This window comes from Flavobacterium sp. AK-301 (assembly GCF_058310215.1).
In genome coordinates, this window is the sequence record NZ_JBZEES010000002.1 from 296566 (window position 1) to 316012 (window position 19447).

The window sequence follows — 19447 nt, forward strand, 5'->3', positions numbered from 1 at the left end:
TAATACTTTAATAGCCTATGAATCTTTAAAAAATTAATCCACTTTTCTGAAAACAACCTTTTCGCCATCAGGATTTAAAAGATAAAGTCTATTATTCTTAATTTCATAAGTAGTAGCACTTTGTAAGGCTTTTAAAAAAGCAGTTTCTTTGTCCATTGCCGGACACATCATCATTGTAGTAATAATATTAGTAAAACGTAGCAGTTTATCTTCTGAAAAAAGCTTTCCACGCATAGTATTACATCCTGTAAAACCTATAAATTCTGCTTTCTGAGTATTTATTTCCAAATAAGGTATATCTTTCTGAAAATCAGAATATTTTATTTTATTTCCTTCTATCGATTCTAAAGCCCATATATCATATAGTCTGTAATCTGCGATATAATTTCCACAACCTTCAAAAAGGATTGGTTTTTTATCTGTTTTACGCTGAATGCTTACTTTTACCCTATAAGCATATTGTGTATCAGACATATTATCAGAACATTTCCCATGTGTGATGGTAATAGAAATATTTCCTAATGCATTTTTTGAACGATACGTTTTTATATTGGCATCCATTGCTCTTACGGGAATAATGTAAGGAGCTGTAAATTCTTCAATATCAGTTAATGAGGTAAAATGTATCTGCTCTTTAGAGATTTCAACAGCCCAAAAAGGCTCTGTTCCAATTCCTTTAAAATAGCTGATAATATTACTTTTATTTTCTAATGAGGAGGTTCTTAAAGAATCTATAGCTGCAACATTCTTATTCTGGATCCTCTTCTGAGTTCTACAGGAATAAAACATTACAGCTATAAGACTAAAAAAAAGAACCTTTTTCAAGGTTCTCATTATATTATAATTTTGGAGTAAAAACCATCACCACTTTAGTACCGTTTAATAATGTTAATTTGTTTTTCTCTGTTTTAACATTAGTAACAGAATTTAATGCGCTTAAGAACTTACCTTCTCCTTCACCAGGACAAGCCATTCTTGTTGTTGCCAAAGGTCCAAAAGTTAATTTACTATTTTCTCCAAGTTCATAAGATCCGTTTAAACTGTTACATCCTGAAGTACCAAATACTTTGCTTTCCTTAGTAAAAGTAAGATTAGGTAAACCTTTCATATAATCAGTTGCTACCGCTCTATTTCCTTCTAATGTAAAAAGCTCCCATGCATTATCCGTTAATAAGTAACCCTGACCAATTGTTTTTGCAGTATTACAAGATCCTAATACTAAAATAAAAACAAACATTACTGAAGCAACTACTACATTTTTTTTCATGATTTTTTATATTTAAATTAATTATACATTATCTTAATACAAACGTTGTGCCATTATAGATCTTTAATCTTACCTTTTTTAGTGTTTATTATTAATGTTTACTGGTACTTACAGAGTATCAGTAAATTAAAATATCTACTTAAGTATAGTAAAGGTAAAAAATAAAATAACAACTTGTATTAATATGATAAGTATTGTTAAAAATCAGAAGATTTATTTTTCCTTGCCTCAGCTTTTTCCATTCTATTGTGGATTCCAAATATGAAATAACAAATAACAAGTAATAAAACCCACAGTGCTCCTACTAATAAAGCTATTTGTGTATCTTTAAAGAAACCAAGCACCACAATGACAAAAATCATAAACAGAATTGCTAATATTGGACCAACTGGCCAGAAAGGTACTGGAAATTTCAGTTTCTGAGCTTCTTCCGGACTCAATTTACGCCTCATATTAAATTGAGATAATAAGATCATCAACCAGACCCATACTGTGGCAAAGGTAGCTATTGCTGCAATAATAAAAAACATCTGATCATGGAAAAAATAATTTAGTATAACTCCTGCCAGTAATGTAATAAGCATTACCATTACCGGTATTACTGGAACTCCATTCTTTGCCAGATATCCAAAACTTCTTGGTGCCTGTCCTTCTTTAGACAAACCATACATCATCCGCCCTGCTCCGAACATATCGCTGTTTATAGCTGAAATAGCAGCTGAAATAATAACTACATTCAGTATATGAGCCGCAGATTCAATACCCAGACTTTTAAAAATGCTTACAAAAGGGCTATCCGCTGTTCCTATTTCATTCCATGGAAAAAGAGACATTAAAACAGTTAAGGTCATGATATAGAATAATAATATACGTGCCGGTACAGCATTAATTGCTTTTGGGATACTTTTATCAGTATCTTTAGCTTCACGTGCTGTAATACCAATAATCTCAATACCTCCAAATGCAAACATCACTACAGAGAATGAAGCAATAACCCCTCCTATTCCATTAGGCATAAATCCTCCATTTTCCCAAAGATTGCTGAAACCTATTGCTTTAAAGTTCACGGCACCAAAACCAAAAAATAAAATCCCAAGTCCTGCAACAATCATGGCAACTATAGCAAGAACCTTTATTAGAGAAAGCCAGAATTCCAGTTCACCAAATATTTTTACAGCTGTAAGATTCATAGCGGCTATAATAACCGTTATTCCGAGTGTCCATATCCACGGAGAAACATCAGGTAACCAAAAATGCATATAAATAGCAAATGCAGTAATATCTGCTAAACAGACGAGGATCATTTCAAAAATATAAGTCCAACCGGTAATAAAACCAGCCAGAGGTCCTAAATACATTGTTGCATATCGTCCAAATGAACCTGAAACAGGTTTATGAACCGCCATTTCCCCCAAGGCCCTCATTACCATAAAAATACCTATTCCCCCAATTAAATAAGCAATCAAAACTGCAGGACCTCCTTTTTCAATTGCTTTTGCAGAACCATAAAATAACCCCGTACCTATAGCAGAACCTAACGCTATAAAAAAGATATGCCGATTGTTTAATCCTTTTTGTAATCCCTTCACCTGTTTTTTCATAATTGTATAAAATCGATATTAAATAAACATAAATACTCCTTAATTAAAAACCAATTTAGCTAATTTATATTTAATAATTGCTAATTAAATAATGATAATAGTATTTTTTCAAAAATAGTATTAAAAAAATTATTAAAAAAAAAGTATATTTAAGATAGTATATATCTGAATATAAATCAATAAGGGATTAAACTAAAAGTTCTTATTTGAGTTTTTCAAATAAGAACTTTTATATAATAAATAGTTATAGTATTAGTATTAATCACCTCCTATTATTTTAGAAATGATACCTTTTTTAGTGGTATGTTCTCCTAAAATGATACCTCCTAAATGTAAAATAAGAAAAGTAATTATAAAATAAAGAGATAATACATGTATACTTTCCATTAAATTTTTCATACTTCGTGGTCCGTTCTCTATAATAAGTCCGGTAATTAAGGTAATTCCAAGTCCAATATAATAAATTATATAAATCCAAGATTGTACTTTTTCTTTACCTGTACTGATCTTTGTAAAAGGATTTGGAAATTTCATTTGTCCAAAAGCCGGAAGTAATAAACGGATTATAAATAAACCCGTCAGTACATAACCAATATAAACATGCCAATTCCACATTGGTTTTCTAATCTGCTTTGCAATTTTAGTAAGTTGTTCTTTAGTAAGAGTTATATCTAGTTCTCCTAAACCAGAATTTAAAATTCCTGCAATATGATCTTTGTTCATCCAGTAAATTCGCAGGAATACGGTAATTAAAATAAGGCAGATCGATAATGCCATTGTCCAGTGCATTATTCTGAACAGAACTGTAAATTTTCTTTTTTTCATAACTTATATACTTAAAAATTAATATACTAAATCATAAGTTCCTTTAATCAGTATCTTTGATTCTGAATTTATGGTCTTATTTGGAATAATCTCAATAAATATTTCAGATTCTGTGCCTATTTTTATATATGTTTTTCTGAAATGATATTCCTGATTATTATGAGACTGAAGTAACAGAACATAATTTTTATCTTCTTCTGTTATTAGGGCTTCTTTAGGGACTGCAAGATCTTTTTTAGTATCAACTATAATTTGTGCTTCTACAAACATTCCGGTAAGTAATTTCTGTTTTACATTTTTATCAACATGGCCATGAACATTAATTGTTCTGTTTTTCTCTACTATTGATTTTCCTATCAAATGAACATATCCTTCAAACAGTTCTCCAGAAGCTTCGGGAACTTTAAAAAGTATTTTCTGATCTTCTTTTATGTTTAGTATATCTTTTTCAAAAATAGATAATTCTAAATGAAGATTTTCAGTATCTATAATTTCCATAATAACATCTGCAGGTGTCATAAACTGTCCTACTGCAGCATTCATTATGGCAATATCACCTGAAATAGGTGCATAAAGAGTAATTACTGAGGTTAAATGTCCTTTTTCTACTTGAGTAGGATTTATATTCAGTAACTGTAATTTTTTATGTAGACTCTGATATATTGCATTTGCTTTCCGGTAATCACTTTCTGCTTTTAGATAATTTTTCTGTGAGGCTATTTTTTCATTATATAATATTTTTTGTCTTTCAAATTCTACTTTTAAATAGTCAATTTGCTCTGCTACTTCTAAATAAGATTGTTGAAGATCTATAAACTCAGTGTTTTCTAATGTAATAAGAGCTTGTCCTTTCTTAACTTTGTCTCCTACCAATAATGTTGTTGATTTTACATACCCACCCAAAAATGTAGTTATTTTAGCTCTGTTCTGTGGTGGAACATCAATAACGCCATTAGCTTTTACTATAATATTAAACTCCTGTTCTCCGGGAGACCCTAATATCATTTTTGTACTTATAAATTGCTGATCTGTTACAGTAATCAGAGAATTATCCTTTTTAGTTATTTGTTCAGGCTCTGTCTTTTTACAAGAAATAAAAAAGAAAGCAAAAAAGTAAATATAAATATAGTTTTTCATCATGTTAAAAATTAAGATAATATAAATCCAGGGAAATTTTATTGTTCTGTAGAACGTTATCCAGATAATCGATTTCAATGGTAACTCCGTTTTCTAAACTCTGAATGTACTGAAAGAAATCAATCTCTCCGTTTTTATAACTGGAACTGGCAGTATTAAAGATCTCTTTTGATAATTTTTTACCGTATTCATTATAATACAGGATTGCTTCCTGTTCTTTTTCCAATTCATTTTTCTTCTGATTCAAAAAATGTTCTATTCTGAGTTCCTGATTCTGTTTCTGCTCTTCCCAGCTTTTAATATCCAGTTGTGCAGCTCTTGTTCTTGCAGTATTACCACTAAATAGCAGAGGAATGGATATTCCTACCTGAAAACCGTTAAGAGAATTGGTTAAAGCTCTGTTCTTTCCCTGAAAATATTCTAAACTGATATCAGGTAGCCAGTTTTGTTTTTCTCTTTTCAGTTGTGATTGATACACTTTTGAGGTCGATTCGAACAAATCATTATATAGTTCTTTACTGTTTGCAACCTGTAGACTACTTAGTGGTTCTAATTTTTCTTTTTGAACAATTATGGAGTCTTGTGTTTGCAATACTGCTTTTAAGCGCTCATATACAGCTATTTTTTGTTTATTCAGTTGAGTCAGAGTTGTTCTAATTTTTCTGAATTTTGCTTGAGCAGTTATTTTTTCCAGATAATTGGTTTCACCTAATTCAAACCGACGCTGACTGGCTTTTGAGAAATTCTCATATAAGCTATCCAGATATTTGTACAATTTTTCTTTGTTTTGTACATAAACAATATCTTCATATATCTGAGAAACCTGTAATGTGATCTTATTTTTCTGCAGTTTAAGAGTGGCTTTTTCTTTTTCCCATTCCGCTTTATTAGTTTTTTTCTGAGTAGTATATACAGTAGGAAAAGCAAAATTCTGCTGAATTCCGAATACTTTTAAAGGTAGATCATCTGCTGCTAAATTATTCTGATCATAGCTGTAATAGATATTGGTTTTGTCAAATGAAAAAGCACTTTTAATTAGTTCTTGAGATTTATCCACTTGTATTTGTGAAGCTTTAATTTCTTTGTTATTCTCTAGTGCTTTCTGAATAAAATATTCCAGTTCAGAGCTGTTTTTCTGAGAATATCCATTTATAGTTATGAATGAGAATAAAAAAAATAAAATGTTATTATTCATTGCTTTATAATTTATTATTTTTTTCTGAAATATGAAATATTTTATATAATACCGGTAATACAAGCATTGTTAAAATTGTTGCCGTAAAGAGCCCTCCAATAACAACTGTGGCTAATGGTCGTTGTACTTCTGCTCCTGCAGATGAAGATATTGCCATAGGTAAAAACCCAAGAGCTGCTGCCATTGCGGTTAATAGTACAGGACGTAACCTATCTGCTGTTCCTTTTATAATCAGTTCATTAATATCTTCTATTCCCTGAAGTTTTAATTCTTTAAAATGTTCAAGTAATACAATACCATTAAGAACAGATATTCCGAAAAGAGCAATAAATCCAACTCCCGCAGAAATACTGAAAGGTAGATCTCTGATCCACAAAAATAGAATTCCTCCTACTGCGGAAAGTGGAATAGCCGTATAGACCATTAAAGCTTCTTTTACAGAATGAAACGCAAAATATAGTAATATAAAGATCAGAAATAAGGCAATGGGTACAGCAACCATCAATCGGTCTTTTGCGCTTTGAAGGTTTTCAAACTGTCCACCATAACTAATATAATACCCGGAAGGAAGTTTTATTTTTGAATTGACAATCTGTCTAATATCATTTACAACACTTTCGAGGTCTCTGTTTCTGACATTAATTCCCACAACAACTCTTCGTTTTGTATCATCTCTGGATATCTTAGCAGGTCCTGTTGTATATTCTATATTTGCTACTTCTTCTAATGGAATCTGTCCACCACCGGGAACCGAAATATATAAATTTTTCAGATCTTCTATATTTTTGCGATTTTCTTTATTTAGACGGATTACTAAATCAAAACGTTTTTCCCCTTCAAATATACTTCCTGCTGTTTTTCCTGCAAATCCTAGAGCAATAATATCATTCAGATCAGATATATTCAGTCCATAACGGGCTATTTTAGAACGGTCAAATACAACGCTCATTTGTGGCAGGCCACTTACTTTTTCGACAATTATATCAGATGCTCCTTCTACGTTTTCAACAGCAGCTTTAATTTCAAGTGCTTTACGGTTCAGAATATCCAGATCTTCTCCAAAAACCTTAATAGCTACATCAGAGCGTGTTCCGGAAATAAGTTCGTTAAAACGCATTTCTATAGGTTGTGTGAACTCAATCTCCATATTAGGAATAATAGATAAAGCCTCTTTAAACCGATCCGCAAGTTCCTCTTTGGAATTAGCAGAAGTCCATTCATTTTTTGGCTTTAACGTAACAATAACATCACTTTCTTCCATAGACATAGGATCTGTTGGAACTTCTGCGGCTCCTATCCTACTGACAACCTGATTTACTTCAGGAAAATTTTTTAATAGTATTTTTTCTATTTCAGTTGTAGTTTCTATGGTTTTTGTTAATGAAGTTCCGGTTTTCAGAACAGGTTGTATCACAAAATCTCCTTCATCCAGTGTGGGAATAAACTCTCCTCCCATAGTTGTAAATAAACCAATAGCCATTATTAAAAGAGCCAGAGCACCATATAATACTTTTCTGGTATTATGTACGGCCCAAGTAATTATCGGTAGATAAAGAATTTTTAATTTCCGGATTAGCCAACTGGAAATCGATTTTGGATTTTCAGGTCTTGGTTTTAAAAATACGGAAGCTGCTACCGGAACATAGGTAAAACACAATAACATAGCTCCTATTAATGCAAAACTAAAGGTCATTGCCATAGGTTTAAACATTTTACCTTCGACACCGGATAAGGACAGAATCGGAATAAAAACAATAAGAATAATCAGTTGTCCGAAAACGGCTGAATTCATCATTTTTGAAGCACTTGTAATCGTAATCTGATCAATTTCCATCTGTCTGCCTTTTTTTGACAAATGTTCTAAAACGGTACTTTTTGATATAATTTGAAAAGCAATAAATTCAACGATAATAACGGCTCCATCAATGATAATACCAAAATCAATTGCTCCTAAACTCATCAGATTGGCATCAATACCGAAAATATTCATGAAAGAGATAGCAAAAAGTAAACAAATTGGGATAACAGAGGCAACTACTAATCCTGACCGGAAATTCCCCAATAGAAGAACAACCACAAAAATTACAATCAGACAGCCTAATACCAGATTCTCTGCTACTGTAAAAGTCGTTTTTGCTACTAATTCGCTTCGTTCAAGAAACGGATTGATATAAACGCCTTCCGGTAAGGTTTTTTGTATTTCAGCAACTCTTGTTTTTACATCTTCAATGGCTTGTTTAGAATTAGCACCTTTCAGCATCATAATTTGGCCTAATACCTTTTCTCCTTCTCCATTACCAGTAATAGCTCCAAAACGATTAGCATGACCTTCCTGTACTCTGGCAACATCTTTTATATATATAGGATTACCATTCGCATTTTTAACAACGATATTTTCAATATCTTCAATTGATTTTGCTAATCCTTCTCCTCTAATAAAATAACTCTGATTAGTCTTCTCTATATATGCACCTCCTGCAATACTGTTATTACTCTCTAAAGCATTCAGAATATCAATTGTTCTTATATTCATTGCATTCAGTCGCGATGGACTAATTGCTACTTCATATTGTTTTAAATAACCTCCCCAAGTATTGATTTCAACAATTCCCTTAATTCCGGATAATTGTCTTTTAATAACCCAGTCCTGAAGGGTTCGTAAATCAGATACAGAATACTGATCTCTATATTCTGGCTTTACATCCAGAATATATTGATAAATTTCACCGAGACCAGTTGTTACAGGTCCCATTTCAGGTATTCCAAAGCCTTTAGGTATCTTTTCGGTTGCTGATTTAATTTTTTCGGCAATCAGTTGTCTAGGTAGATAAGTTCCCATATTTTCTTCGAAAACAATAGTAACAACAGATAATCCAAATTTTGAAATAGAACGAATTTCTTTTACTCCAGGCAAGTTTGCCATTTCAATTTCTACTGGATAAGTTACAAACTGTTCAATATCCTGAGTAGATAAATTTTGAGAAGTAGTAATTACCTGTACCTGATTATTGGTTATATCCGGAACAGCTCCTATTGATATCTGAGTTACAGAATATAGCCCATAACCAATAATACATAACGTTAATAGAAATACCAGTAATTTATTGTGAACACTAAATTTTATAATTTTTTCAAGCATTTTGAACCCTTATTTTTTATTTCATAAAATTAGAAAACAAGAAAAGTAAAGAACTTAAGATTCGCTTAAGATTTTATTAAGATATCCTTAGAAAAAAGAGTTTTCAGCTAATGTTTATCATTGATGTATGGCTATTAAAAATATTTATGTTATCATCAGGAAAAGATCAGTGTAATCTCTGTTCCTTTATTTTTATGACTCTCAATACGGATAATAATAGAAAGTAGTCTGCAAAGTCTTTTTACTATGGATAAACCTAATCCTGTTCCTTTAATATCAGGATGTTCTGATGCCTGAGAACGATAGAATTTATTATAAATCTTATTCATATCTTCTTCAGAAATACCAATCCCATTATCTTTTATTTTACAGACTGTGGTGTTATTATCCCGGATTAGATTAATCTGAACTGTATTTTTAGGATTGGAATATTTAATAGCGTTTGAGATCAGATTTTCAATAATTATGGAAGTCATGTAAAGATCGGTTTCTACCCAGAAATGATCTGAAAATGTAAAATCGACGGTCAAATCTTTCACTTCTATTTTAGAAGAAAACCTTTCTAATGACTGCAAAATAATCTCATCCAGAGCAACAGATTCTTTTTTAACTATTAATTTTTGATTTTCAAATCGGGCTAATAGTAAAAGCTGGTCTACAAGATCATTTAAACGGTCTACTTCCTGAACACATTGCAGAATGGTTTCTTCATATTCTTTTCTGTTCCGCTCTTTTCGGATCAAAACTTCCAGGTTTCCTTTGACAACAGCTAAAGGAGTACGTAATTCATGTGAGGCATCAGAAGTAAACTGTTTCTCTCTGTCAATAGCTCCTTCTATCCGGTTCAGCAGATTATTAATTGTGTCTGAAAGAATATACAGTTCATCTTTGTTATATGGTAATGGAATACGGCTCGTTTTTAAATTTTCCTGTGATATTCTATTAGATGTATTTATTATGGTAAGAATAGGTTGAATACTTCGTCCTACAATGATTCGGGCAATAAAAAATAATATGATTAAAACGATGGGATAAATGATCAGCAAGATCAAGCTTAATTTATTAAGAAGCATTATGGCTTCTTCAAGTGAAACAGCTATTAATAAATAACTAGCAGTCTGTTTTTTTTCAAATAAAGGAATCTTTATTTCTCTTATGGCTTTTCCATCCAATTTAGCATTAAAGATATGATTGTCTTTTATGTTTTTTGAGAACGGAAGTCGTTTATCTTTTAGATTAGGTGATTTATCTATTGTTTTTCCGGTACTGTCAACAAACTGAATAAAAATAGGGCTTAGATCTAAAGTATTATGCTCTCTTTCTTTCCATTCTTTTTCGGTAAACAGATAAACCGTATTGTTCTCTACTTTTATTTCATCTTCGAGTTTTTCTAATTCTACATAGATATCGTTGTCCAGATGATTATAAATACTAGCTTTGGCAATAAAATAAATCAGTACGAACACACCGAATACAAGTAAGGCGGTACTAATGATATAATAGAAGGAAATTCTGTTTTTAAATGATAATGAGAACATAAATCAAGAAGGTTCGTTAGCAATATATCCGATTCCACGAATAGTTTTTATAGATTCTTCTTCTACATTTAATTTTAGCTTTTTTCTCAGAGAATTGATAAAGACATCAATAACACCGGTATCATACTGAAAATGAATATTCCAGATATCTTTAATGATTTGTTCCCTAGTACAGACGGTTCCTTTATTTTTAATAAGATATTCTAAAAGGGCAAACTCTTTCTGGGTAAGTGATACTTCTTCATTATCATTAAAAACCTGATAAGTATTAGTGTTCAGAGTGATTTTACCTAAATGGCATTCTGTGTTTTCCTGCTGAACCGGTCGCAGCTGTACAGCTATACGGGCAAGCAATTCCTGGAAACTGAATGGTTTTTTAATATAATCATTGGCTCCTGCCTTTAATCCTTCGATTGTTTCCTGAATAGTATCTTTTGCGGTTAAAAAGATAATCGGAGTTGTTGTATTCTCTTTTCGGAATGCAATACAGATATCCAGTCCATTCATTTTTGGAAGCATCCAGTCCAACAAGATTAGGTCATGCTGCTGCTGAAAGGCCATTTGTAACCCCTGCTTCCCTTCATTAGCCAGAGAAACCTGATAACCTTCTTCTTCAAGTCCTTTTTTTAAAAACTTTGAAATTCCTTCTTCATCTTCAATAATGAGAATATTCATATTTATTTTATTAAATACTAAATAGTTAAAACAGACTATGATTCAGTTCAAAAAAGAATCCTATCTAAATCAATAGACAGGATGTATTTTAAATAAATGTATATAAAAGTAAAAAAATAAAATTAGCTTAATACAGATTCTGCTCTGTATTAAGCTAATCTTAAGAAAACCGGATCATATTACAACTTTTAAAGAGCCGGGTAATATCGAAACATTGACTTCATTAGTATCTAGTTTAAAATATTCACCATCTATCTGTAATTCTGTTACTGTTTTTTCCGGTATTTCAATATTGATATTGGTAATTAAATGTCTCTGTGCTTTTTTGAATAAGTTCGCTTTATTCATTACTACTAGGGTACCTAATTTTAACTTCTGCCAAAAATTACATTTAGGAACAATCAAAAGATCTAATAATCCATCAGCAAGACTTGCAGAGGGTGTTAAGCTCATATTATACCCCATTTCATTAGAATTTGAAATAAAGAGCAGAAAGGGTTCTGTTTCCATCTTCTGATCATTAAATTTCAATATAGCTTTTGGCGCTGTATACTCTGATGAAGCTTTTAGGGAAGCTGTAACATAAGCCGGTAATGTGCGCTTCTGAGCACATTCGTAATTATGGATTACCAATGCATCCAGTCCAAGCCCCATATTACTAAAAAAATATTTATTATTGATTTTTCCAACATCAATAGTTCCTCTTTTATTTTTTTTCAGAACTGCAATTGCTTTTTCTATATTTTTGGGTATCTGAAGATTAGATGCCAGTCCATTTCCAGAACCAACCGGAATGATTCCCAATGTAACCGAGGTATTTACTAAACAGGAAGCAACTTCATTAATCGTTCCATCACCACCACAGGCAACAATAATATCCGGATTTTTTGTAATAGCTTCTTTTGTTAATTCAACAGCATGCTTTTTATAAGTAGAATAGTCTATTTCCAGTCTGTAATCCGATTCAGGAAAATGCTCTCTTAGCATTGTTTTGGTAATATTATGTTTTCCTTTTCCTGAAATAGGATTAACAATAAAGTGGAGGTAAATCATTCTTTTAAAAGTTTATTCGTATATAAATAATCTGCTGTCTGGTACCATGAAATTGTTTCATTCAAGAAACTAGCATCCATAGGCAGTGTTTTTAAACTATTATCTGCTTTATTCCATTGATAGAAAGCCTGTTTTTTCTGATCAGATAAAATCATAACATGATTCTGTTTCATTAAAGCTAACTTTCTATATGTTGCAATAAAAGCACGTTCTTCAAAATTTGGGTTTAATATATTTTCTCCAAACAGATTCGTCTGATATTCCCAATGAAATAAAGAGAATAATGTAGGAAAGAGATCAATTTGAGAACATTGTTTATCTATTTTTTCAGTATAATTGTTTGGTAAATTGACAACAAAAGCAGGAATATGATAATTTGCCACGTCAATTTCATCTTTTCCGGCACTGCTGGCACAATGGTCTGCAATGATCACAAATACAGTGTTTTTAAACCAGGGTTTATTTTTTACCTTTCTGAACAATTCTTTTAAAGCATAATCCGTATATTCAACTGCTCCTGAACGTCCGGTTCCGGAAGAAATTTGAATTTTACTTTCAGGATAAGTATAAGGACGATGATTTGAAGTCGTCATAACAAAATTAAAAAAAAGTGTATTATTTTTATATTGGTCATCAGCAACCCTAATCAATTTATTAAAAATATCTTCATCACAGATCCCCCACGCATTTTTAAAAGAAACTTCTTTATCACTGATAGTATTTCGTTTCATTTTTATTTGATCGCTCAAAACACTTCCTCTACCTCTATCATAGATATTAAATCCATTACCTCCAAAATAACTGTTCATATTATCAAAGTAACCATCTCCTCCATAAAAAAAGTTACAGTCATAATTTTTGGATTTAAAGATATTGGATATAGTAAACAGATTTTGATTGTTCGGTCTTTTTACCACACTCTGTCCCGGAGTTGGTGGAATTGATAAAGTTACTGCTTCCATACCACGAACAGTTCTTGTTCCTGTAGCATACAAATTTGAAAAAAACAGACTGTTCTGAGCAAGAGAATCTAAAAATGGAGTAATATTTTCTTGATTACCAAACTCTTTCATAAAACTGGCACTTAAACTTTCTACAAGAATAAAAACCACGTTTGGCTTTACAGCTGTTGATACTAATGAATCTTTTATATTTCTACGAATTGTAAAATCATTTGGATTCAGAAATTTACTATCCATTGATAATTTCTTTTTTATGCTTTTAAAGGCTTCTTTATTATCTATTGTAGTATAGAAAATCTCATATTTCATCTGATTATTTCTGAACTCTGCAAAAAAGGAATAAATACCTGATTTTGATATTTCATTATTATAACGATTGCCTGACCATTCAGCCTGGTTATTAGTAACTTCTAAGCTATAGAAAGAAACAATTATCACTGTTGTAATCAGCAATACTATTTTTTCTTTTAAGGAAAGTTTTCCTGAAAAAGTAGTTGCAAAATATCCTTTTTTAGAAATATAGAAAATAATTAAAGAAGTGATCAATACTACTCCGGACACTAATATCGGCAAAGGATAAGATTCCTGAATATTCTGTACAACTTCATGAGTATAAATAAGATAATCTACTGCTATAAAATTAAATCGGGTTCTGAATTCTTCCCAAAAAGTAATCTCTGCAAAAAAAGTAAAAACTAAAATAAAAATAGTCAATGTAAAAACGAAATAGGTCATAATTTTATCAAACCATGAACCTACAAATCGGTTTGGAAAAATAAGCAGATAAAGAATACCGGGAATAGAAATAAAAAGACAAGTACCAATATCAAAAAATAAACCGATAAAAATCGTTTTGAAAAAATAAATAAAATTCCAGGATACTTCATTATACTGCCAAATAAAAAAAATAATTCTCAGTAAAAAAGAAAATAATAAAAATCCTTTAATAAAATTGAATAATAAAGAAAGTCTTTTTGAAGAAAAAGAAGAAAGCAAACTCTTAAAATATAATTTCATAACCAATATTTAATTAATAGGGTAAAAATAAAAAATCTAATAACGGGGTTAAATGTAAGTAATTTAAATCAATACTAAGATTTTAATAATGAAAGAATCCATTATTTACGCTTAATCTATTTTGTTTTCTTTAAACCCTTAACTTATAGCAATCCATTATACTTTCTGATAAACCACTCTGCAATTAAGAATAAAGAAATGATAATCAATAAAATAATATTATCTATCAAAGGTGTTTTCTTTATTATTTCTTTCTGAATTGCTTTATATTTTTGATCTTTTAGCAAAGAAGAGATTAGATCGTCCACTTGATCTGTAAAATATAATTTTCCTTTAGTTTGTTGTGCTAATTGTGTTAATCTATTCAAATCCGGATTAACAAACTGTTTTTCTATATCAAAATCCAATACTTCAAAAGAACTATTATAAGTTGTATTTGAAATTTTTTCTTTTACTGTAAAAGTATACTCTCCCGCTGCTAACCCGTCTAAATTAACTTTATAAAGATTATTTCCTTTTAAAAGATCATAGTTTTTAGTCTGCTTATTATTTTTATTTGTTACTGCAATCGTTAAACGTGCATTTTCATCAAATTCATAATTCTTATTGAAATATTGGGCAGAAATGGTAATCGCATCTCCTGAATTATAAAAAGATTCACAGTTTACAACTAATGATTTCTTAACGCTATTTGAGGATAAAAATTGTATAGTTTTATCAATAAACAGATCAAAATTTTCATAATTCTTTTTTTCAATATGATTCTGAAGACGCCATTTCCATATATTTTCTCCGAATAAAAATGCATTGCGTTGCCCTCCATTCTCCATATAAGTAAGTAAAGGAGCGTTAGTTTCTATATTTCTTATTCTGGAAAATAAAAGTATATTTATATTTTCTTTAGGCTGAATGGTTCCAAAAGCATTCTGCAAAGGTGGATAATTTTCAAAACCAGTGTTCTCTATTGCAAACAAATTAAACTGAGAATTAAAGCTTGCCAGATAATCTTCTTTCTGTGGGCTTAATCGAAATTCAAAATTACTCTGCTGCTGGTTTAAAAAGAGATAATCTGTATTGAGTCCTGTAATGATCCAGGTATTGATCCCTGCTGTTCTGTTTGTTTCAAAAAGGGTTTTAAAAGCAGTTGTTGGCTGATACAGAATTAAAACATTATATTTATGTAACTCATTGATTTCATTTGGTTTAACAATAGTTACTTTACGTTGAAGATTCGTTTCAACAGAGCGTTTTAAAGCTCCTATATCAGGATGATTAATTGCAGAAACAATAGCTACTTCTGACTTCTGATCGATCACTTCTACAGCAAAATTTTTGGTGTTATTATAGCTGTTTTTTTCTGTTTCAGCAGAAGCTATAGTTGCTTTATAAACTTGTAGTCCCGTTTTTTCTGCAGGTAATAATACAGTAATCACAGCTGATCTTCCAGTTCCTGAAAAAACAATATTTTCTTTATGAACAGTCGTATTTCCCTGTGTAATTGTAAAGACTGCAGGCAGGCGTTTATTTCCTGTATATTGCAGAAAAATTTCTACCGGAAATTTATTTTTATGAAAAGCGTATTTATTTACATTTAGCTGGTTTACTCTCAGATCCATATAGGTCGTAGTATCACCCAAAACAATAGGATATACTGCATTATCAGGATTAAAACTATATATATAATCACTTCCGATGGTTGCATTGCCATCCGTTAGCAAAATAACTGGAAATGTACTGTTTTTGTATAAATTCTTTAAATTTCGGGCAACCAGATCAATATTCGTCTGATGTCCTGTAAAAGTAAAACTTTCAGTAGAAATCATTTCGCTGTCAAAAGAATATGATTGTACATCAAATTTTTCTCGTAAGGCTTTATTACCAGTTATTTTAGAATAAAGAACTATTGCAGTTTCATTCTGTTTAAGTTCTTTTATCGAAGCTGAATTGTCAATAATTATTGGTAAAGGAGGTTTTACTATCTGATAAGTATTTCTGGTAATTTTTGGATTAATAAGTAATAATAGTATTCCGAAAATGGTGAAAAAGCGTAAAAAAGCCAAAAGCAAGTATACTTTTGACCTTTTTCCGACTTTATAATAATATTGAAAATAAGCTGATATAATGGCTATAATAGCTGATAGCAGTAATAATAAAACAGTATTTAAAGTCATTATTCAGTTTAAAATTTTATAATTAACGATGTATTTTCTTAATACATCTATATCACTTCTTTTGAAAGTATATTAAGTAAGCATTCCTCCATCTACGTTTAATACTTGCCCTGTAACATAAGCAGACAAATCAGAAGCTAAGAACACACATGCATTAGCAACATCTTCCGGAGTTCCTCCTCTTTTTAAAGGAATATTCTCTCTCCATACCTGTACTACATCTTCCGGTAGTTTTCCTGTCATTTCTGTTTCAATAAAACCGGGTGCAATTACATTACAACGGATATTTCTTGATCCCAACTCTAAAGCTACTGATTTAGAAAAACCAATAACACCTGCTTTTGAAGCAGCATAATTAGTTTGTCCTGCATTTCCTTTTATGCCTACAACGGAACTCATATTAATAATAGAACCTTTACGTTGTTTTAAGAACGTTTTCTGTACTGCTTTTGTCATATTGAAAACAGATTTTAGATTTACTTCTATTACTTTATCAAAGTCATCTTCGGAAATACGCATTAAAAGATTATCTTTTGTAATTCCTGCATTATTAATTAGTATATCTATAGCTCCAAAATCAACCAAAACATCATCTATTAATTTCTGAGCTTCATTAAAATTAGCTGCATTAGATTGATATCCTTTTGCTTTTACTCCTAAAGCGATCAGTTCATTTTCTAAAACTTTAGCCGCTTCGGCAGATGTACTGTAAGTAAAAGCTATATTAGCACCATGTTTTGCAAATACTTCTGCTACTCCTTTACCTATTCCTCTGCTTGCTCCTGTAATAATAGCTGTTTTCCCTTCTAATAATTTCATTTTATTTATTGTTTTATGGATTAGACAGAATATATTCTATTTCCTAATATGAAATATTTCTATTCTCTTTCAATTCATTTATATTTATGAAAGAACAAATATAATAATTAGGAACTAATATGTTGAAGCAGATAATTAAAATATCAGAATATAAATGAAAGAAAAATCGTATTACTCTATTTCTTTTGCCTTCTAACCACTTCATAACTCTGTTCAATTACCTTTTCTATGTTTTTTTGCTGAGTAATAAACTGTTCTCTTTCAGATGGTTTTATTATAAATGTATTTTTATCTGCTTGAAATTTAAAATCTTGGATCTGATTAGAAATAGGGATTTTTAAATAAATATTTTGATCCGTTATAGAACATTCTAAAAATATGGTTAAAGGAGAATGAGTCTTATTTATATAAGCTTCAAAACCATTCGGTAAAAAATGGATATTTTCTATTGGCAGGCTGAGATCAAAGGCTAAAAAGCCATAAATATCCTTAATCGTTTCTTCTGTATCGGGATTTATAATACCTTTCTGCTGCATATTATAGAATAATTCTCCCTGTAAAACAATATCTTCTAATATCTCTTTTTCGAGATTTTTATCAGATAATCCTAATTCTTCTCTGCAATAATCAGCAAAACGAAAGATTGCCTGTTTGTGATTTGCATTTAAAGTTAATATTTGCGTTTCAGGAATGTAGTTGTTTGTTAAATTCTGATAGAAGGACTTAAATTCTTTTATAGTCTTATAATTGCCGACCATAATCATTTTAGCCAGTAAAAACTCTATTTGTATGATCTGTGAACGTTCTATTTTTGCCTGATTATTATTATCCAATTGTTCATAAAGCGATTGTAATCGGTCAATTACCTGATTGTATAAATCTATTTTCTGTTCAAAAACTTTTTCACTTCGGTTACGTTCTACCTCTGTTTCGGTCTGTTTATTTAAAAGAACCATGGTAATTACAGCTGCAAAAATAGTTCCAAATATAGCTGCTGTAAATTCCTGGGCTGCTTTTTGTCCTAAATGCTCAAATAAAGGTTCAAAAGCAAGAAAGGAAGAGAAAGCAATTATAAAAACAAATATAGCACTTCTAAAACTTTTATTTTTTATTAATTCTTTCATTATATTTTTAACTTTAGGTTTAAAATTTCACTAATATATAAGATATATTAATAATAACCGATTTTAAACACTAATAATATAGTGAATGTAAAAGCATAATGTTATAAATTAAAGACAGCTCTATACAAATGTTATGTATAAAGCTGTCTTTATTCGTTCAATCTTACCTGATTTAATTCATTTAAGAAATTTTATTTTTTTAGAATATTATATTATGTTCTAAGAGAATATTATTCAATATTACTTATTTTTCTATAAATGAAAGAATTATAAATATGTCTTCTGGCAAAACGTGCCGGTGAATCAGCATTAATCATTTTAATATAAGTTGCTTTAGGCACGCTAAAGTATTCATAACCACTACCATTAGTAAATATTATTTTTAATACGGAACGTTCATATTCAAAGTCCAGAATACTGGCTTTTGTTGTAGTCTCTGTATATTCCGGCAAAGCATTTTCAATTGTTTCAGGAGCAACGCTTACCAGAAAATGATAGGCTTCTATAATCCCCTTACTTTTCTCTTCTGCGTCTAACTTAGCTTCTTCATTATCCTGAATTTTATCAGGATGATATTCCTTCATAAAATTACGATAAATCGTTTTCAGTTCTTTTAATTCAGTTGTTTTCTCTACACCCAAAAGCTTTCTGTACTCAATAATTCTTTTCATAAATAAAAATAAAATCCTTATTGCTTTTAAAAGAGATTAATCTATTTAACTCCAAAACAATAATTTGTGCAAAAGTACATTATATAATTGATAATTAATAGTTGATAATTGATAGTTTTTATAGAGCTGGAGATTTAACTGTAAAATTTGTAACAATTGCGTTACAATTACTAGCAGAACCTCTAATATAGTTGATAATTTATCATTAAGACATTTGACCTTAGGTTTTTAGACTGAAAAAATTAAATCTTAA

At 30.4% G+C, this 19447-nt stretch carries 13 protein-coding genes and 1 pseudogene; all 14 read right to left on the reverse strand.

Going from position 1 to position 19447, the window contains the following annotated elements:
• Positions 1-33 precede the first annotated feature (33 nt).
• Positions 34-834 carry an META domain-containing protein gene (locus AC4FQX_RS04825; protein ID WP_491166542.1) on the reverse strand — a complete coding sequence of 267 codons (801 nt, stop codon included), beginning with the start codon at positions 832-834 and terminating at the stop codon, positions 34-36.
• 4 nt (positions 835-838) lie between these two features.
• Positions 839-1267: an META domain-containing protein gene (locus tag AC4FQX_RS04830; RefSeq protein ID WP_491166543.1), complete on the reverse strand. Its 429-nt coding sequence runs from the start codon at positions 1265-1267 to the stop codon at positions 839-841.
• Positions 1268-1464: 197 nt separating this feature from the next.
• The gene (locus AC4FQX_RS04835; RefSeq protein WP_491166544.1) at positions 1465-2868 is read right to left on the reverse strand and encodes an amino acid permease; all 1404 of its coding nucleotides are present in this window, start codon (positions 2866-2868) and stop codon (positions 1465-1467) included.
• A 258-nt stretch (positions 2869-3126) separates the two neighbouring features.
• Positions 3127-3693, reverse strand: a complete 567-nt coding sequence (locus tag AC4FQX_RS04840; RefSeq protein ID WP_491166545.1) for a cytochrome b/b6 domain-containing protein — start codon at positions 3691-3693, stop codon at positions 3127-3129.
• Between the two features lie 18 nt (positions 3694-3711).
• Entirely contained in the window at positions 3712-4830 is a 1119-nt protein-coding gene (locus AC4FQX_RS04845; protein ID WP_491166546.1) for an efflux RND transporter periplasmic adaptor subunit, read from the reverse strand.
• A 4-nt stretch (positions 4831-4834) separates the two neighbouring features.
• Positions 4835-9164 (reverse strand): annotated as a pseudogene (locus tag AC4FQX_RS04850) (CusA/CzcA family heavy metal efflux RND transporter).
• 155 nt (positions 9165-9319) lie between these two features.
• Positions 9320-10702 carry a sensor histidine kinase gene (locus AC4FQX_RS04855; RefSeq protein ID WP_491166547.1) on the reverse strand — a complete coding sequence of 461 codons (1383 nt, stop codon included), beginning with the start codon at positions 10700-10702 and terminating at the stop codon, positions 9320-9322.
• A 3-nt stretch (positions 10703-10705) separates the two neighbouring features.
• Positions 10706-11377, reverse strand: coding sequence for a response regulator transcription factor (locus AC4FQX_RS04860; RefSeq protein ID WP_491166548.1), 672 nt, complete (start codon positions 11375-11377; stop codon positions 10706-10708).
• A gap of 174 nt (positions 11378-11551) precedes the next feature.
• A complete protein-coding gene (locus tag AC4FQX_RS04865) occupies positions 11552-12430 on the reverse strand; it encodes a diacylglycerol/lipid kinase family protein (protein ID WP_491166549.1) in 879 nt (292 codons plus the stop codon).
• On the reverse strand, positions 12427-14409 hold the full coding sequence (locus AC4FQX_RS04870; protein ID WP_491166550.1) for an LTA synthase family protein: 1983 nt from the start codon (positions 14407-14409) through the stop codon (positions 12427-12429). The genes AC4FQX_RS04865 and AC4FQX_RS04870 overlap by 4 nt, the downstream gene beginning before the upstream one ends.
• A gap of 143 nt (positions 14410-14552) precedes the next feature.
• Positions 14553-16580 carry a hypothetical protein gene (locus tag AC4FQX_RS04875; RefSeq protein ID WP_491166551.1) on the reverse strand — a complete coding sequence of 676 codons (2028 nt, stop codon included), beginning with the start codon at positions 16578-16580 and terminating at the stop codon, positions 14553-14555.
• 72 nt (positions 16581-16652) lie between these two features.
• Positions 16653-17399 carry a 3-oxoacyl-[acyl-carrier-protein] reductase gene (gene fabG / locus AC4FQX_RS04880; RefSeq protein ID WP_491166552.1) on the reverse strand — a complete coding sequence of 249 codons (747 nt, stop codon included), beginning with the start codon at positions 17397-17399 and terminating at the stop codon, positions 16653-16655.
• Between the two features lie 176 nt (positions 17400-17575).
• Entirely contained in the window at positions 17576-18523 is a 948-nt protein-coding gene (locus tag AC4FQX_RS04885) for a hypothetical protein (protein ID WP_491166553.1), read from the reverse strand.
• 230 nt (positions 18524-18753) lie between these two features.
• Positions 18754-19194 (reverse strand): KTSC domain-containing protein, encoded by a 441-nt coding sequence (locus AC4FQX_RS04890; protein ID WP_491166554.1) that lies wholly within the window; start codon positions 19192-19194, stop codon positions 18754-18756.
• Positions 19195-19447: the final 253 nt, after the last annotated feature.

What these genes read in the sequence shown, in the direction of transcription:
- AC4FQX_RS04825 (WP_491166542.1), bottom strand. Translation starts at nt 834, where the DNA reads ATGAGAACCTTGAAAAAGGTTCTTTTTTTTAGTCTTATAGCTGTAATG.
- AC4FQX_RS04830 (WP_491166543.1), bottom strand. Translation starts at nt 1,267, where the DNA reads ATGAAAAAAAATGTAGTAGTTGCTTCAGTAATGTTTGTTTTTATTTTA.
- AC4FQX_RS04835 (WP_491166544.1), bottom strand. Translation starts at nt 2,868, where the DNA reads ATGAAAAAACAGGTGAAGGGATTACAAAAAGGATTAAACAATCGGCAT.
- AC4FQX_RS04840 (WP_491166545.1), bottom strand. Translation starts at nt 3,693, where the DNA reads ATGAAAAAAAGAAAATTTACAGTTCTGTTCAGAATAATGCACTGGACA.
- AC4FQX_RS04845 (WP_491166546.1), bottom strand. Translation starts at nt 4,830, where the DNA reads ATGAAAAACTATATTTATATTTACTTTTTTGCTTTCTTTTTTATTTCT.
- AC4FQX_RS04855 (WP_491166547.1), bottom strand. Translation starts at nt 10,702, where the DNA reads ATGTTCTCATTATCATTTAAAAACAGAATTTCCTTCTATTATATCATT.
- AC4FQX_RS04860 (WP_491166548.1), bottom strand. Translation starts at nt 11,377, where the DNA reads ATGAATATTCTCATTATTGAAGATGAAGAAGGAATTTCAAAGTTTTTA.
- AC4FQX_RS04865 (WP_491166549.1), bottom strand. Translation starts at nt 12,430, where the DNA reads ATGATTTACCTCCACTTTATTGTTAATCCTATTTCAGGAAAAGGAAAA.
- AC4FQX_RS04870 (WP_491166550.1), bottom strand. Translation starts at nt 14,409, where the DNA reads ATGAAATTATATTTTAAGAGTTTGCTTTCTTCTTTTTCTTCAAAAAGA.
- AC4FQX_RS04875 (WP_491166551.1), bottom strand. Translation starts at nt 16,580, where the DNA reads ATGACTTTAAATACTGTTTTATTATTACTGCTATCAGCTATTATAGCC.
- fabG (WP_491166552.1), bottom strand. Translation starts at nt 17,399, where the DNA reads ATGAAATTATTAGAAGGGAAAACAGCTATTATTACAGGAGCAAGCAGA.
- AC4FQX_RS04885 (WP_491166553.1), bottom strand. Translation starts at nt 18,523, where the DNA reads ATGAAAGAATTAATAAAAAATAAAAGTTTTAGAAGTGCTATATTTGTT.
- AC4FQX_RS04890 (WP_491166554.1), bottom strand. Translation starts at nt 19,194, where the DNA reads ATGAAAAGAATTATTGAGTACAGAAAGCTTTTGGGTGTAGAGAAAACA.